This window comes from Shinella zoogloeoides (genome assembly GCF_022682305.1).
GTDB lineage: Bacteria > Pseudomonadota > Alphaproteobacteria > Rhizobiales > Rhizobiaceae > Shinella > Shinella zoogloeoides_B.
The window spans coordinates 2,476,135-2,490,248 of sequence record NZ_CP093528.1; the positions used below are offsets into that span (position 1 = coordinate 2,476,135).

The window sequence follows — 14,114 nt, forward strand, 5'->3', positions numbered from 1 at the left end:
CCGGGGCAAAACCCCGGCGTTCGCATTTTCGGATCGGTGCGCCTTATTCGGCGGCGACGATCTTGCCGTCTTCCCACTTGAAGAGCGAGAAGCTCTGCGAGGTGAGGTCGCCGCTTTCGCCATAGGTCAGCTTGCCGATAGCGGTCGGGATGGCTTCGCCGGTCTTCAGGGCCGCTGCGACGGCGGCGGCGTCATCGGCGCTGCCGGCCTTCTCGATGCCGGCCTTCAGAACCTCGACGGCAGCATAGGCGTTGAGCGTGAAGGCTTCCGGCGGAACGCCCTTTTCCTTCAGGACAGCGACGGCCGCCTGCGAGTCCGGGCTTTTCAGCGCGTCCGACGCATTGGTGAAGAGCGTGCCAGCGGCAGCTTCGTTGCCGATCGCCCAGAATTCGCTGTTGGACAGGCCCTCGCCGCCGATGATCGTGGCGTTGACCGAGAGGTCCTTGAGCTGACGGGCCAGCAGGCCGCCTTCCGGATGGTAGCCGCCGAAGTAGATGACCTCGACGCCATCGGACTTGAGGCGGGTGATCAGCGCGCTGAAGTCCTTGTCGCCCGGGGTGATCGAATCGTAGAGCGCCTCGGTGACGCCGCCCTTGTTGAGCGCCGCCTTGAAGGCGTCAGCCAGACCCTTGCCGTAGGCGCCCTTGTCGTGGACGATGGCGACCTTCTTGTCCTTCAGGTTCGCCAGCACGTAGGCGGCGGCGACGTCGGCCTGCTGGTCGTCACGACCGCAGGTGCGCAGCACGTTGGTGAGGCCGCGGGCGGTGAGGTCCGGCGCGGTCGCCGTCGGGGTGACCATCAGGATGCCGTTCTCGGCCAGCACGTCGGAAGCCGGGATGGCGACGCCCGAGGTGACCGGGCCGACGACGAAGCGGATGCCCTCGCCGACGATCTGGTTGGCGGCGGAAACGCCCTGCTTCGGCTCACCCGCATCGTCGGTCAGCTTCAGAACGACCTTCTCGCCGAGGATGCCGCCCGTCTTGTTGATCTGGTCGACAGCCGCCTGGGCGCCGTTCTTCACCTGGTCGCCATAGGCGGCGACCGGGCCGGTAAGCGGCGCGATGAGGCCAACGACGATATCGGCATGGGCCAGCGGCGCAAAGGCGACGGAAGCCGCAAGCAAGGCTCCGGCGAAAATCTGCTTCTTCATGGTGTATCTCCTGAACTGGGGCCTTGGAAAGGCCCGGTCGCAAACCGTCATGCGTCCGGACGGCGCTGGCCGTCTGCTTTGGCATGGCGGGGTACTTTCACGGTCCGGAACAATCGTGCGCGAAAGGCCGGCGTGCTGCGGATTGATTAGGCCGGCAGGGCAAAAAGCGCAACAAAAGAATGCATTTGCATCCTTGATCGGCGGATCACCGCCATGAATGGGAGCGGCAAATCGCAATTGAATCAAAACCAATCGTTAAGATTTACGATTTATCAATATCCGGAAATCTTGAGGATCAGCGATGCGTTGCGTATTGATCGTCGTCCTCCTGCTGCTTGCCGGCTGCGCGTCCGTCCCTCGACAGACGCAGAACGCCTGCGCCATCTTCGAGCAGCGCGACGGCTACTTCGACAACTGGCGGCAGGCCGCCTATGGCGTGGAGCGCGAATACGGCGTTCCCGTCCCCGTGCTGATGGCGACAATCTATGCGGAGTCCGGTTTCCGGCACAATGCCCGCCCGCCGCGCACCAAGCTCTTCGGCTTCATTCCCTGGAAGCGCCAGTCGACGGCGCTCGGCTACTCGCAGGCGCTCGACGGCACCTGGGCGCGCTACAAGCGCGAGACCGGCCGCTGGACGGCCAAGCGCACGGACTTCGGCGACGCCATCCGCTTCATCGGCTGGTATCACAGCGAGAGCAACCGCAAGAACGGCATCGCCCTCAACGACACCTACCGGCTCTACATCGCCTATTACCACGGCCATACCGGCTACGAGCGCGGCAACTGGAGTTCGACGGCAAAGGCCGGCGGCAAGCGGGCGGCGATCATCGCGGTGAAGTATTCCCAACAGTTGAAGAACTGCGGCGGCTGGTAAAGTAGTCGGGGCCGATAGCCCCCACAAACAAAAAGCCCCGCGACCTTCCGGTTCGCGGGGCTTTTCGGTTTGTTCGCCGCCTCAGCTGTCGAGGAACGAGCGCAGCTTGCGGCTGCGGCTCGGATGCTTGAGTTTGCGCAGCGCCTTCGCCTCGATCTGGCGGATACGTTCGCGGGTGACCGAGAACTGCTGGCCGACTTCTTCCAGCGTGTGGTCCGTGTTCATGCCGATACCGAAGCGCATGCGCAGGACGCGCTCTTCGCGCGGCGTCAGCGAGGCCAGCACGCGGGTCGTCGTCTCGCGCAGGTTCGCCTGGATGGCGGCGTCGATCGGCAGAAGCGCATTCTTGTCTTCGATGAAATCACCGAGATGCGAATCCTCTTCGTCACCGACCGGCGTTTCCAGCGAGATCGGCTCCTTGGCGATCTTCAAGACCTTGCGGACCTTCTCGAGCGGCATGGCGAGCTTTTCGGCCAGTTCTTCCGGCGTCGGCTCGCGACCGATCTCGTGCAGCATCTGGCGCGAGGTACGGACGATCTTGTTGATCGTCTCGATCATGTGCACCGGAATACGGATCGTGCGGGCCTGGTCGGCGATCGAACGGGTGATCGCCTGCCGGATCCACCACGTCGCGTAGGTGGAGAACTTGTAGCCGCGGCGATACTCGAACTTGTCGACCGCCTTCATGAGGCCGATATTGCCTTCCTGGATGAGATCGAGGAACTGAAGGCCACGGTTCGTGTACTTCTTGGCGATCGAGATCACGAGACGGAGGTTGGCTTCCACCATCTCCTTCTTGGCGATGCGCGCCTCGCGCTCGCCCTTCTGCACCATCGAGACGATGCGGCGGAATTCGGCGATGGAAATGCCGGTTTCCGTGGCGAGGTTCTGGATCTCCTGACGGATGTCGCGGATCGTCGTGTTCTCGTTCTTGGCGAACTCCTTCCAGCCGCGGGCGGCCAGATTGGCGATCGACTTCATCCAGTTCGGATCGAGCTCCGCGCCGGAATACTGTTCGAGGAACGAGTCACGCTTGACGCCGTAGCTTTCGGCAAGGCGCAGCAGGCGACCCTCGTTCTGCATCAGGCGCTTGGAGATGTCGTAGAGCTGCTCGACGAGGCTGTCGACGCGGTTCTGGTTGAGCGACAGCGACTTGACGGCCGTGATCAGCTCGTCCTTGAGCTCCTTGTAGCGGCGCTCCTGGGCGGGCGAGAGCGTACCGGTCGCCTGCAGGCGGGCTTCCACCTGCTGGTCCTGCAGCTTGCGCAGCTTCTTGTAGGTCTCGGCGATCGTGTCGAGCGTCTCCATGACCTGCGGGCGCAGTTCCGCTTCCATGGCGGCGAGCGAAAGGTTCGACTCGTCGTCGTCCTCTTCCTCTTCCTCCGGCGGCAGGCCTTCGCCGCCGACATTGGTGATGTCGTCGTCGTTCGCGGCCCGCGGCTTGCGGTTCTTTTCCTTCTCTTCAGCCGCCTTGCGGTCGGCCTCGATCTTTTCCGGGCTCTGGAACTGCGGGGCAGCCTTCGCCTCGGGACCGGAATAGGTCGTCTCGAGATCGATGATCTCGCGCAGCAGCGTCTGGCCTTCGTTGAGCTCATCCCGCCAGATGATGATGGCCTGGAACGTCAGCGGGCTCTCACAGAGGCCGGCGATCATCGTCTCGCGGCCGGCTTCGATGCGCTTCGCGATGGCGATTTCGCCTTCGCGCGACAGGAGTTCGACGGAGCCCATCTCGCGCAGATACATGCGCACCGGGTCGTCCGTACGATCCGTCGGCTCCTTCTTCTTGGCGGTCGCAAGCGCGGTGCCGCCGGAAGCGGCAAGCTCCCCGCCTTCGCTCTCGTTGTCGTCGTCGCCGCCTTCGTCGTCGGTCTGGGCCGCCTCTTCGGCGTCCTCGTCTTCGATGACGTTGATGCCCATGTCCGAAAGCATGGCCATCGTATCCTCGATCTGCTCCGAGGTGACTTCCTCGGAAGGCAGGACGGAATTCAGCTCATCCATCGTGACATAGCCGCGCTTCTTGGCGGCCTTGATCATCTTCTTGACGGCATCATCGGAAAGATCGAGAAGAGGGCCGTCGGATGCGCCTTCGCGTTCGTTTTCGACTTCCTCGTTCTCTTTGACCTTTGTCGCCATTTATTTCGTCGCTTTCCTGAGCATCAGTTTCCAAGCGGTAAGGGTTCCGCAGCCGATCGCCCTTCGGCATGCGCAAACGCGAATCAGCGTCCCTGACCTAACGGATTGACAATTAAATCCCGATTAACCACATCCCGGCTCGCGGGATCGTGGGAATGTTGCCTGAGCAACATAATTGACATGACTTCCCGATCCGCCGTACCCATTCCTTCTCAGCCAACAATGGTGATTCCCAGAATTTTCGGTTACGTCAAGCTTTTCCGGTAAAAAAGCCGGAAAAGGTTCCGATTCGGGTTCGCGGACGAACGAGTCAGCGGATCCGGGCGATTGAGCCTCATGTAGGCGCAATTGCCGGAAAGACAAGAGCCGCTTCCGGCCCGCCCTCCCCGAATCGCCGATCTCAGAACGAGCGCCCGTCCACCTTGTTGATCGTCAAGGTTTCGAGATCGATCGCGGGGATGCAGCGCAGGTTCACCGCGGCCATCCTGTTCCCCTTCGGATCACTTCCCTCGCCATAGGGCGCGATGCCGCAATTGGCGCAGAAATGATGTTTTATGACGTGGCGGTTGAAGGTGTAGGTCGCCACATTCTCCTCCGGCGTCGTCAGCACGAGGTTCTCGCGCGGCACGAAGGCGAGCAGGCCGCCGCGCCGGCGGCACATGGAACAGTTGCAGTCGAGACCGCTGTCGAACTCACCCTCCACCTCGAAGGCGACATTGCCGCAATGGCAGCTTCCTTCATATTTCATCGTTCAACTCCTCCTGTCCCTTGGCGCATGTCGCTGTCGCAAACCGCTGCGCACGCTTGTCCGATATGGCTCAGTGCCAATCCATGACGACCTTGCCGGAATTGCCCGAGCGCATCGCCTCGAAGCCCTCCCGGAAGTCGTCGATCCCGATGCGGTGGGTGATGATCGGCGAAAGGTCGAGCCCGCCCTGCACGAAGGCGATCATCTTGTACCAGGTCTCGAACATCTCGCGCCCGTAGATGCCCTTCAGCGTGAGCATCTTGAAGATCACCTTGTTCCAGTCGATGCCGAATCCATCCGGCGCGATGCCGAGGATGGCAATCTTGCCGCCGTTGTTCATCGTGTCGATCATCGAGCGGAAGGCCGGCGGCGCGCCCGACATTTCGAGGCCGACGTCGAAACCCTCCGTCATGCCGATCTTGCCCATCACCTCGGCAAGGTCCTCCTTCGAGGCGTCGACCACATGGTCGATGCCGACCTTGCGGGCGAGGTCGAGGCGCACCGGATTGATATCCGTGATGACGACCTTGCGGGCGCCGGAACGCTTCGCCACCATCGCCCCCATGATGCCGATCGGCCCTGCACCGGTAACGAGCACGTCCTCGCCAACGAGGTCGAAGGAAAGCGCCGTGTGCACGGCATTGCCGAAAGGATCGAAGATCGCCGCCACCTCGTCCGGCACGTCATCCGGGATCGGCACGACATTATGCTCGGGAATGCAGACGAACTCGCCGAAGGAGCCGGGACGATTGACACCGACGCCCTTGGTATAGTGGCAGAGGTGCCCGCGCCCAGCGCGGCAGTTGCGGCACTTGCCGCAGACGATGTGTCCCTCGCCCGAGACCCTTTCCCCGACATGGTACTTGGTGACGGCCGAGCCGACTTCGGCGATCTCGCCGACGAATTCATGGCCGACGACCATGGGCACAGGAATGGTCTTCTGCGCCCACTGGTCCCAGTTCCAGATGTGCACGTCCGTGCCGCAGATGGCGGACTTCTTCACCCGGATCAGCACGTCGTTCGGGCCGACCTCCGGCACCGGCACGGTCTCCATCCAGAGGCCGACTTCAGGTTTTGCTTTAACCAGCGCACGCATCATGTTCGACATGACGAAAACTCCACAAGGGATTCAGAAGACTCTCAAATGACGCCCAGTTCGCGCCCGACTTCGGCGAAGACATCGATCGCCCTGCGAACATCCGCCTCGCCATGGGCGGCCGACATCTGAGTGCGGATACGCGCCTGGCCGCGCGGCACGACGGGGAAGGAAAAGCCGATGACATAGACGCCCTTCGCCAGCATGCGGCTCGCCATGTCCTGTGCAAGGCTCGCGTCGCCGAGCATGACGGGAATGATCGGATGCCCCTCGCCCGCAAGCGTGAAGCCGAGCTTCGTCATCTCGGCGCGGAAGAGATCGGCATTGGCATAAAGCCGCTTGCGGAGCGCGTCGCCATTGTCGATGAGATCGAAGACCTTCAGCGAGGCGGCCGCGATGACCGGGGCGAGCGTATTGGAAAAGAGATAGGGCCGCGAGCGCTGGCGCAGCCATTCGACCACTTCCCGCTTGCCCGACGTATAGCCGCCCGAGGCGCCGCCGAGCGCCTTGCCGAGCGTGCCGGTGATGATATCGACCCGGCCTTCGACCCCGCAATGTTCCGCCGAGCCCCGGCCGTGTTTTCCGACGAAACCGACCGCATGGCTGTCGTCCACCATGACCATCGCGCCGTATTTTTCCGCAAGGTCGCAGACGCCCTGCAGATTGGCGATGATGCCGTCCATCGAGAAGACGCCGTCCGTCGCGATCATCTTGAAGCGGCTGCCCTCGGCCTTCTTCAGTTCCTCCTCCAGAGCCGCCATGTCGTTGTTGGCATAGCGGAAGCGCTTGGCCTTGGAGAGCCGCACGCCATCGATGATCGAGGCGTGGTTCAGCGCATCGGAGATGATGGCGTCTTCCTCGGAAAGCAGCGTCTCGAAGAGACCGCCATTGGCATCGAAGCAGGAGGAATAGAGGATCGTGTCTTCCAGCCCGAGGAAGGACGAGATGCGCGCCTCGAGCTGCTTGTGCTCCTCCTGCGTGCCGCAGATGAAACGCACGGAGGCCATGCCGTAGCCGTAGCGGTCGAGGGCCTTTTTACCGGCCTCGGCCAGCTCTTCATTGTCGGCAAGGCCGAGATAGTTGTTAGCGCAGAAATTCAGCACGCGCTCGCCGGAGGCGACGGCGATCTCGCCGGCCTGCTTGGAGGTGATGACGCGCTCGGCCTTGTAGAGGCCGGCGGATTTCAGGCCGTCGATTTCGGTTCGAAGATGGGCGAGGAAAGCGGAGGTCATGGGCACGCACTCATGGGCTGGAAGGAAATCGGTTCGAAGCGGCGACGGCTCAGGCAACGCTCGCCGCATAGGCGGCGACAAGCCCCTCGTAGTCTTCCATCGGCGGGAATTTCTCATAGCTGTGCACGGCGGGCGTCGTGGCCCAGGCAAGCCTCTCGCTCGTATAGGTCTCGATGAAGGGGCTGATCCAGCTTGTGTTTTCAAGCATGGTCGGCCGGACATTGACGAAGAAATCCATGCCCGCCGGCCGCGTGAACATCCAGGTCATGCAATGCGGGCAGAAGTGATGCCCTGCCTCGGGGCTGGCCCCGGCAACGACCGGCTCACCTTCCGTGACGGCAAACCCTTCGGACGGGATCGCCGCGCTCAGCGAATAGGCACTGCCGGACATGCGCTGGCAGCCGGTGCAATGGCAGGCCATGGTCAGGAGCGGCGGTGCGCTGATGCGGATTTTCACCCGCCCGCAACGGCAGGCTCCGTTCAGCGGCAAGGTCGGTCGCGACATACTCGGCTCCCCTCCGATTGACGCCGGCTTGTCTTGTTATCGTAGCGCCGGCGAATATGGCTCCAGAACATAGTTCTAGCGCAGCGGCGGCCCGCGTAAAGGGCCACCGATCCGTTTTCAGGGCCGCTCGCAGGCAATCAGCAGGAACATCGGCCGGTTCAGTTCCACCTGCCATTCGGGATGCTCGGCAAGCTGTTCGGTACTCGGCTTCCATTCCTCGACATGGCGGATGACGAAGCCGGCCGAAACCAGCGTGTTCAGCGTCGTGCCGAGCGTGCGGTGGTACTTGACGACCCCCTTGGCGAGCCAGTCCGTCGTGCGTGGGCCTTCGACGAGATAGCCGTCCACCGGCCAGACCGTCCTGCCGCCCACCTCCGCCCAGTCGGGCTGCGAGGGCGCCATGTACAGCGGGTGCTCGATGGTGAAGACGAAGGACGAGTCGGGCGCCAGCGCCGCATGCACACTGCGCACCAGCCGATCGAAATCCGCGATATAATGGAAGGCGAGCGAGGAATAGGCGAAATCGAAAGCGCCTTCCGGCAGTTCGAGCCGGTCGAGATCGGCGATCTCGTAGCGTACGGCCGGCGACTGTGTCTCGGCCTTCGCCCGCGCGATCATGTTTTCCGAAAGATCGAGACCGAGCACGCTCACCGCCCCTTCCGCCGCCGCATGGCGCGCGAACCAGCCGAAGCCGCAGCCGAGATCGACGACGCGGCGTCCCGTCAGATCGGGCAGCAGCGCGCACACCGATTCCCATTCCGCCGCCCCGGCAAGCCCGTGAACCGAGCGGGGAAGGCTGCTGTAGCCCTCGAAGAAGGCGGGCTGGTCGTAAATGTTCTGGGCCATCGGAAAATCCTTTCAGCCGGGACATAACCCGTTTTCGGCAAAGGGCAAACCCGTCCGCCTGGTTACGGCAACTGCCGGCGCGGCGTCCGAACCGTCGTGCGTTCCCTTCCAGCAGGACGAAGCGAGCAAGGCGCCCCTTAAAGTCCCCTTGCAATTTCCTCGGGGTTGACACGAGCCGCCCACCCCCTATCCGTTGGCGCCACGAAAGGAAGCTGCGATGACGATTTTGGACAGGTTCTCCCAGAAGGGCCGCGTTGCCCTCGTCACCGGCGCCGCGCGCGGCCTCGGCTTCGAGATCGCCAAGGCGCTTGCGGAGGCCGGCGCACATGTGGTGGTGACGGGCCGTACGCCCGCGACGCTCGACGAGGCCGTGGCGAAGATCGCCGCAGCCGGTGGCAGCGCCTCCGCAACCGCCTTCGACATCGCCGACCGCCCCGCCCAGCGCGCCGTGCTGGCCGATATCGAGCGCTTGCACGGACGGCTCGACGTACTGGTCAACAATGTCGGCACCCGCGACCGCCGCCCGCTCGCCGACCTCGACGACGAAGCGATCGACGAGCTGATCCTGACCGACCTTGCCGCCGCCGCCAGCCTTTCGCGCGACGCTGCCGCCCTGATGAAGCGCAACGACCACGGTCGCCTGATCTCCGTCACCTCCATCGGCGGCCATGTCGCCATGCCGAACGACGGCATCTACCCGGCCGCCAAGCAGGGCCTCACCGGCCTGATGCGCAGCATGGCCGTCGAATACGGCCCGCACGGCATCACCAGCAACGCCATCGCCCCCGGCTGGTTCGCGACGGAGACCAATGCCGCCATGGCCGCCAACGACGACCTGATGCCCTTCGTGCGCCAGCGCATCCCCGCGCAGCGCTGGGCGCGCCCCGACGAGATCGCCGGCGCCGCCCTCTTCCTCGCCAGCGACGCCGCCTCCTTCGTCAACGGCCATGTGCTGGTGGTGGATGGCGGGATGACCGTGCGCATGTGACGCAAACTTGCGCCGCCGCTAATCCGTGAAGTCGTCGATCACCGCCAGGAAGGCCTCGCCGAAACGGTCGCGCTTCGAAACGCCGATGCCGGGAATATCCAGAAGCTCCTCGAGATCGCGCGGCCGTTCCTTCGCAAGCGCGATCAGCGTCGTATCCGGGAAGACAACATAGGGCGGCACGTCGAGATCCTTGGCAATGGAAAGGCGCTCGGCGCGCAGCAGCTCGAAGAGTTCGCGATCGGAGCCGGAAAGGCTGTCGCGCTCCCGGGCGGCGGGCGAGCCCCCGGCCTTCGCCTTGCGCCCCGTCTGCGGCCGGTCCTTGCGGAACAGCACCTCCCGCTCATGGCGGAAGACAGCCCGCGCCTCCGACTCCAGCTTCAGCGCGCCGTAGGCGGAATGGTCGACACTGATAAGGCCCATCGCCAGCAGCTGCCGGAAGATCGACTGCCAGATGCGCGGCGCGATATCCTTGCCCGCGCCGAAGACCGGCATTTCCGTATGGCCGAAACGCTCCGTCTTCTCGTTGACGGTGCCCATCAGCACATCGATGACATGCCCCGCGCCAAAGCGCTCGCCGGTGCGATAGACGGCGGCAAGCGCCTTGATGGCGGCTTCCGTGCCGTCCCAGGTCTCGACCGGGTTGCGGCAGGTATCGCAATTGCCGCAGCCGCCGGCATGCGTCTCGCCGAAATGCGCGAGGATCGCCTTTCGCCGGCAGCCGGCCGTCTCGCAGATAGCGAGCAGCGCCGTCAGCTTGGCGCGCTCGATGCGCTTGATCTCATCCGCCGCCCCGCCCTCGTCGATCATCCTGCGGCGCTGCACGACATCGGCCATGCCATAGGCCATCCAGACATCCGAGGGCAGCCCGTCGCGCCCGGCGCGCCCGGTCTCCTGATAGTAAGCCTCCACGGAACCCGGCAGGTCGAGATGGGCGACATAGCGCACATCCGGCTTGTCGATGCCCATGCCGAAGGCGACGGTGGCAACGAGGCAGAGGTTCTCTTCCTTCAGGAAGGCATCCTGGTTTGCGTCGCGCACCGCCCGGTCGAATCCGGCATGGTAGGGCAGCGCGCGGATGCCCTGCGTGTTCAGCCACTCGGCCGTGTCCTCCACCTTGGCGCGCGAGAGGCAATAGACGATGCCGCTCTCGCCCTGATGGCGCGACAGGAAACGCAGGAGCTGCTGGCGAGGCTGGTCGCGCTCGGCGATCTCGTAGGAGATGTTCGGCCGGTCGAAACTGGTGGTGAAGACCTCGGCCTCTTCCAATCCCAGGCGCTCGATGATGTCATCGCGCGTATGCGGATCGGCCGTCGCCGTCAGCGCCATGCGCGGCACGCCGGGATAACGCTCGCCGAGCAGGCCGAGCGTGCGATATTCCGGCCGAAAATCATGCCCCCATTGCGAGACGCAATGCGCCTCATCGATGGCGAACAGCGCGATGCGCGCATCCGCCACCAGTTCGGCGAAGCCATCGGTAACGATACGCTCGGGCGTGACATAGAGAAAATCGAGATCGCCGCTGCGCATGGCGTCGCGCACCGCAAAGAATTCCTCGCGCGACAGCGAGGAATTGAGCGCCGCCGCCCTGACGCCGAGCTGCTTCAGCGCCTCCACCTGGTCGCGCATCAGCGCGATCAGCGGCGAGATGACGATGCCGACACCCTCACGGCAAACGGCCGGGATCTGGAAGCACAGCGACTTGCCCGCCCCCGTCGGGAAGAGCACCACGGCATCGCCCCCCGCCGTCACATGCTCCACCACCGCCTGCTGCTTGCCGCGGAAGGCATCGTAACCATAGACGCGCTTGAGCACGTCGAGCGGATCGGCAATGGGCGCCGCGAACAGGGCCGACAATGGACTGGGGGAACTGACGTGATTCATGACCTGCACTTTCTCCCCCCATTCTGGCCAAGCGTGACAATGTCGGCAACCACCCGACCGGCGACTTTCGCCTTCGCACACAATGTTCTTGATTTGTTCTAAATTCAAGGGTAAGTTGCAAGAAAATTGAGAGGGAGAGAAAAATGGACGCCTATGCAACACTCGGCGCGTCAGACACCGCCGCGACAGCCACATTCTACGATGCCGTGCTCTCGACCATCGGCTGGGCTATGCATTCCGAATTTCCGGGATGGCGCAGCTACACCAAGGGCGGCGGCGAAGGCGGCTTCAAGCTCTGGCTTTGCACGCCCTTCGACGGCGCGCCGGCCAGCCCCGGAAACGGTACGATGATCGGCTTTGCGGCCACCTCGCATGACGAAGTGCAGGCTTTTCATGCTGCCGCCCTCGCCCATGGCGGGACGGATGAAGGCCCGCCGGGTCCGCGCGCGCATTACGGCCCGAACTGGTACTCCGCCTATGTGCGCGATCCCTCGGGCAACAAGCTCGCCATCGTCTACGACAGCTGAGGTCTTTCCAGCACGTAGCAGTCTTGTGTGCGAAGGCCCTTGGAGGCGGCAGCGGCGGATTACTTCCCTGCCGGTCCCTTCACCCGGCCGGAGAGCACGCCGAAGCCCTCGATGATGGCCTCCTGGTTCTCCATGCGGACGGTTTCCAGCTGGACCTCCTGCAGGGCGCGCAGGATCTGCGGCACGCGCTCGCTGTCGCCCTCTTCCGTGGCCACGGCGAGTTCACGCTCGAGTTCGCGACGCTGCCAGAGGAGCGCGCGGGTGCGCTTGTGGAGCGCGAGCGCCTGGAGATAGCCCTCGCGGGCATCCTCGGGCGCGGCCTCCGCTGTCGCGGTCCAGAGGCGCGAATTGCGGATCTGCTGGTCGAGGCCGCGCAGCAGCGTGTCGAAGCCGGCCGCTTCCAGCTCCTCGACCAGCCGCTCGCGGTCGAGCCGCGCGCCGATGGCCCCCGCTACGCCGAGGAGTAAGGACCAGAGGCGCTGCAGGTCGCGATTCTCGTATTCGATGATCGCGATCTCGTCATAGTCGCTGAAGAGGAGGCCGGGATGATTGACCACGGTAAGCGCCAGCACGCTTTCGCGCAGCGCCGGCAGGTCCTGCGCGCCGCGCACCAGCGCCGAGCGGGCGAGCCGGTCGGAAATGCCGGACGGGACCGCATTGGCCTGCGGGCCGCGCCCGCCACCCCTGCCCGGCTGCCGGTTGCCGGAAAAACCGCCGCCGCCCTGCCGCTGCGGCGGGCGGAAGAAGGCGTTCAGCCTTTCGCGCATGGCCTGCTGATAGTGGCGGCGCACATCCTCGTCGGCGATCACCGCCGTGATCTGGCGCAAACGCGCCTCAAGGGCGGCGCGGCTTTCGGGCGTGTCGAAATTCGCGCCCTGCACCTCGCGGTTCCAGATCATCTCTGCGAGAGGCTGCGCGCCGGCCATGACCTTGTCGAAGGGTGTCCGGCCCTCATGGCGCACCAGGTCGTCGGGGTCCTTGCCGTCCGGCAGCAGGGCGAAACGCACGGTCCGCTGCGGCTTGATGAAGGGCAGCGCCAGATCGGCGGCGCGGTTCGCCGCGCGAATGCCCGCCCCGTCGCCGTCGAAGCACAACACCGGCTCCGGCGTCATCTTCCAGAGGAGTTCAAGCTGGTTTTCGGTCAGCGCCGTGCCGAGCGGGGCGACGGCATTCTCGATGCCGGCCTGGTAGAGCGCAATCACGTCCATATAGCCTTCGACGGCGATGACCGTGCCGCCCGTCCTGTCGTCCTGCCCGGCGCGGCCCGCCCCCTGCGCCGCCTTGCGGGCGCGGGCATGGTTGTAAAGCACGCTGCCCTTGTGAAACAGCTCGGTCTCGTTGGAATTGAGGTATTTTGCCGGTGCATCGGGCGACATGGCGCGGCCGCCGAAGGCGATGACCTTTTCCCTCACAGAGAGGATGGGGAACATGATGCGGTCGCGGAAGCGGTCGTAGGAAACGGGGATGTCCGGCCCGTGCACGACGAGGCCACAGGCCTCGATCGCCTCCTTCGGCACGCCCTTTCCGGCGAGGAATTCCTTCAGCGCGTTGCGGCTCTCCGGCGCATAGCCGAGGCGGAAGGTTTCGATGGTGCGTCCGGTCAGGCCGCGGTCGCGCAGATAGGCGCGCGCCTTCGCGCCAGCCGGCGTCTGAAGCTGGTCCTCGAAGAAACGGGTCGCCATCTCCATGACCTCGACGAGGCCCATGCGCTCCTTCTCGCGCTGCTCGGCCTCGCGGTCCGGCTGGGGCATGGCGACGCCCGCAAGGTCGGCGATCTGCTGCACGGCCTCCGGGAAGGACAGGCCTTCCAGGTCGGTGAGGAAACGGAAATGATCGCCTGAAACGCCGCAGCCGAAGCAATGGTAGCGCCCCTTGCGGTCCTCGCAGTGGAAGGACGGCGATTTTTCGCCGTGGAACGGGCAGCAGGCCCAGTAATCGCCGCGCGAGACATTGGTCTTCTTGCGATCCCAGGTCACGCGTCGGCCGATCACGTCCGAAATGGAGACGCGGTCGCGAATCTCGTCTAGGAAGGCGTTGGAAAAGCGCATGGATACCTCGGATCGGGGTCCATATAACCATGCGGGCGGCCCGCCGCCAGCGCTAGTCGCCTGCGCACAGCAATTCACAGGTGGAA

General features: G+C 64.4%; 12 protein-coding genes. 3 read left to right on the forward strand and 9 right to left on the reverse strand.

All coding sequences use genetic code 11. The features are described from left to right. Window positions 1-43 precede the first annotated feature (43 nt). Entirely contained in the window at window positions 44-1,150 is a 1,107-nt protein-coding gene (locus tag MOE34_RS12390; protein WP_242217295.1) for an ABC transporter substrate-binding protein, read from the reverse strand. Window positions 1,151-1,451: 301 nt separating this feature from the next. Between MOE34_RS12390 and MOE34_RS12395 the strand changes: the two genes are divergently transcribed. Next, window positions 1,452-2,024 carry a hypothetical protein gene (locus MOE34_RS12395; protein ID WP_242217297.1) on the forward strand — a complete coding sequence of 191 codons (573 nt, stop codon included), beginning with the start codon at window positions 1,452-1,454 and terminating at the stop codon, window positions 2,022-2,024. Window positions 2,025-2,105: 81 nt separating this feature from the next. On the opposite strand, the gene rpoD is transcribed toward MOE34_RS12395, so the two are convergent. The 6 genes from rpoD to MOE34_RS12425 form a co-directional block, all read right to left on the reverse strand. Further along, window positions 2,106-4,157, reverse strand: coding sequence for an RNA polymerase sigma factor RpoD (gene rpoD / locus MOE34_RS12400; protein WP_119257072.1), 2,052 nt, complete (start codon window positions 4,155-4,157; stop codon window positions 2,106-2,108). Between the two features lie 400 nt (window positions 4,158-4,557). Further along, the gene (locus MOE34_RS12405) at window positions 4,558-4,905 is read right to left on the reverse strand and encodes a GFA family protein (protein ID WP_242217299.1); all 348 of its coding nucleotides are present in this window, start codon (window positions 4,903-4,905) and stop codon (window positions 4,558-4,560) included. A gap of 70 nt (window positions 4,906-4,975) precedes the next feature. Beyond that, window positions 4,976-6,013 (reverse strand): L-threonine 3-dehydrogenase, encoded by a 1,038-nt coding sequence (tdh, locus tag MOE34_RS12410; protein ID WP_242217301.1) that lies wholly within the window; start codon window positions 6,011-6,013, stop codon window positions 4,976-4,978. A gap of 32 nt (window positions 6,014-6,045) precedes the next feature. Further along, window positions 6,046-7,233 carry a glycine C-acetyltransferase gene (locus MOE34_RS12415; protein WP_242217303.1) on the reverse strand — a complete coding sequence of 396 codons (1,188 nt, stop codon included), beginning with the start codon at window positions 7,231-7,233 and terminating at the stop codon, window positions 6,046-6,048. 49 nt (window positions 7,234-7,282) lie between these two features. After that, window positions 7,283-7,738 (reverse strand): GFA family protein, encoded by a 456-nt coding sequence (locus tag MOE34_RS12420; RefSeq protein WP_242217305.1) that lies wholly within the window; start codon window positions 7,736-7,738, stop codon window positions 7,283-7,285. Window positions 7,739-7,855: 117 nt separating this feature from the next. After that, a complete protein-coding gene (locus MOE34_RS12425; protein WP_242217307.1) occupies window positions 7,856-8,584 on the reverse strand; it encodes a class I SAM-dependent methyltransferase in 729 nt (242 codons plus the stop codon). A 217-nt stretch (window positions 8,585-8,801) separates the two neighbouring features. On the opposite strand from MOE34_RS12425, the gene MOE34_RS12430 reads away from it, so the two are divergent. Further along, complete coding sequence (locus tag MOE34_RS12430; protein ID WP_242217309.1) at window positions 8,802-9,572, forward strand: SDR family oxidoreductase; 771 nt, start codon at window positions 8,802-8,804, stop codon at window positions 9,570-9,572. A gap of 18 nt (window positions 9,573-9,590) precedes the next feature. Here the strand turns inward: MOE34_RS12430 and recQ are convergent, their stop codons facing one another. After that, window positions 9,591-11,453, reverse strand: a complete 1,863-nt coding sequence (gene recQ / locus MOE34_RS12435) for a DNA helicase RecQ (RefSeq protein WP_242217311.1) — start codon at window positions 11,451-11,453, stop codon at window positions 9,591-9,593. Window positions 11,454-11,596: 143 nt separating this feature from the next. Here recQ and MOE34_RS12440 point away from each other — a divergent pair, with 143 nt between their 5' ends. Then, window positions 11,597-11,980, forward strand: coding sequence for a VOC family protein (locus MOE34_RS12440; protein ID WP_242217313.1), 384 nt, complete (start codon window positions 11,597-11,599; stop codon window positions 11,978-11,980). Between the two features lie 59 nt (window positions 11,981-12,039). Here MOE34_RS12440 and dnaG read toward each other — a convergent pair whose 3' ends face one another. Continuing rightward, the gene (dnaG, locus tag MOE34_RS12445; RefSeq protein ID WP_242217315.1) at window positions 12,040-14,028 is read right to left on the reverse strand and encodes a DNA primase; all 1,989 of its coding nucleotides are present in this window, start codon (window positions 14,026-14,028) and stop codon (window positions 12,040-12,042) included. Window positions 14,029-14,114 lie beyond the last annotated feature (86 nt).

Excerpts from the sequence above, each read along its gene's own strand:
- MOE34_RS12390 (WP_242217295.1), bottom strand. The coding sequence starts at position 1,150 with ATGAAGAAGCAGATTTTCGCCGGAGCCTTGCTTGCGGCTTCCGTCGCC.
- MOE34_RS12395 (WP_242217297.1), top strand. The coding sequence starts at position 1,452 with ATGCGTTGCGTATTGATCGTCGTCCTCCTGCTGCTTGCCGGCTGCGCG.
- rpoD (WP_119257072.1), bottom strand. The coding sequence starts at position 4,157 with ATGGCGACAAAGGTCAAAGAGAACGAGGAAGTCGAAAACGAACGCGAA.
- MOE34_RS12405 (WP_242217299.1), bottom strand. The coding sequence starts at position 4,905 with ATGAAATATGAAGGAAGCTGCCATTGCGGCAATGTCGCCTTCGAGGTG.
- tdh (WP_242217301.1), bottom strand. The coding sequence starts at position 6,013 with ATGTCGAACATGATGCGTGCGCTGGTTAAAGCAAAACCTGAAGTCGGC.
- MOE34_RS12415 (WP_242217303.1), bottom strand. The coding sequence starts at position 7,233 with ATGACCTCCGCTTTCCTCGCCCATCTTCGAACCGAAATCGACGGCCTG.
- MOE34_RS12420 (WP_242217305.1), bottom strand. The coding sequence starts at position 7,738 with ATGTCGCGACCGACCTTGCCGCTGAACGGAGCCTGCCGTTGCGGGCGG.
- MOE34_RS12425 (WP_242217307.1), bottom strand. The coding sequence starts at position 8,584 with ATGGCCCAGAACATTTACGACCAGCCCGCCTTCTTCGAGGGCTACAGC.
- MOE34_RS12430 (WP_242217309.1), top strand. The coding sequence starts at position 8,802 with ATGACGATTTTGGACAGGTTCTCCCAGAAGGGCCGCGTTGCCCTCGTC.
- recQ (WP_242217311.1), bottom strand. The coding sequence starts at position 11,453 with ATGAATCACGTCAGTTCCCCCAGTCCATTGTCGGCCCTGTTCGCGGCG.
- MOE34_RS12440 (WP_242217313.1), top strand. The coding sequence starts at position 11,597 with ATGGACGCCTATGCAACACTCGGCGCGTCAGACACCGCCGCGACAGCC.
- dnaG (WP_242217315.1), bottom strand. The coding sequence starts at position 14,028 with ATGCGCTTTTCCAACGCCTTCCTAGACGAGATTCGCGACCGCGTCTCC.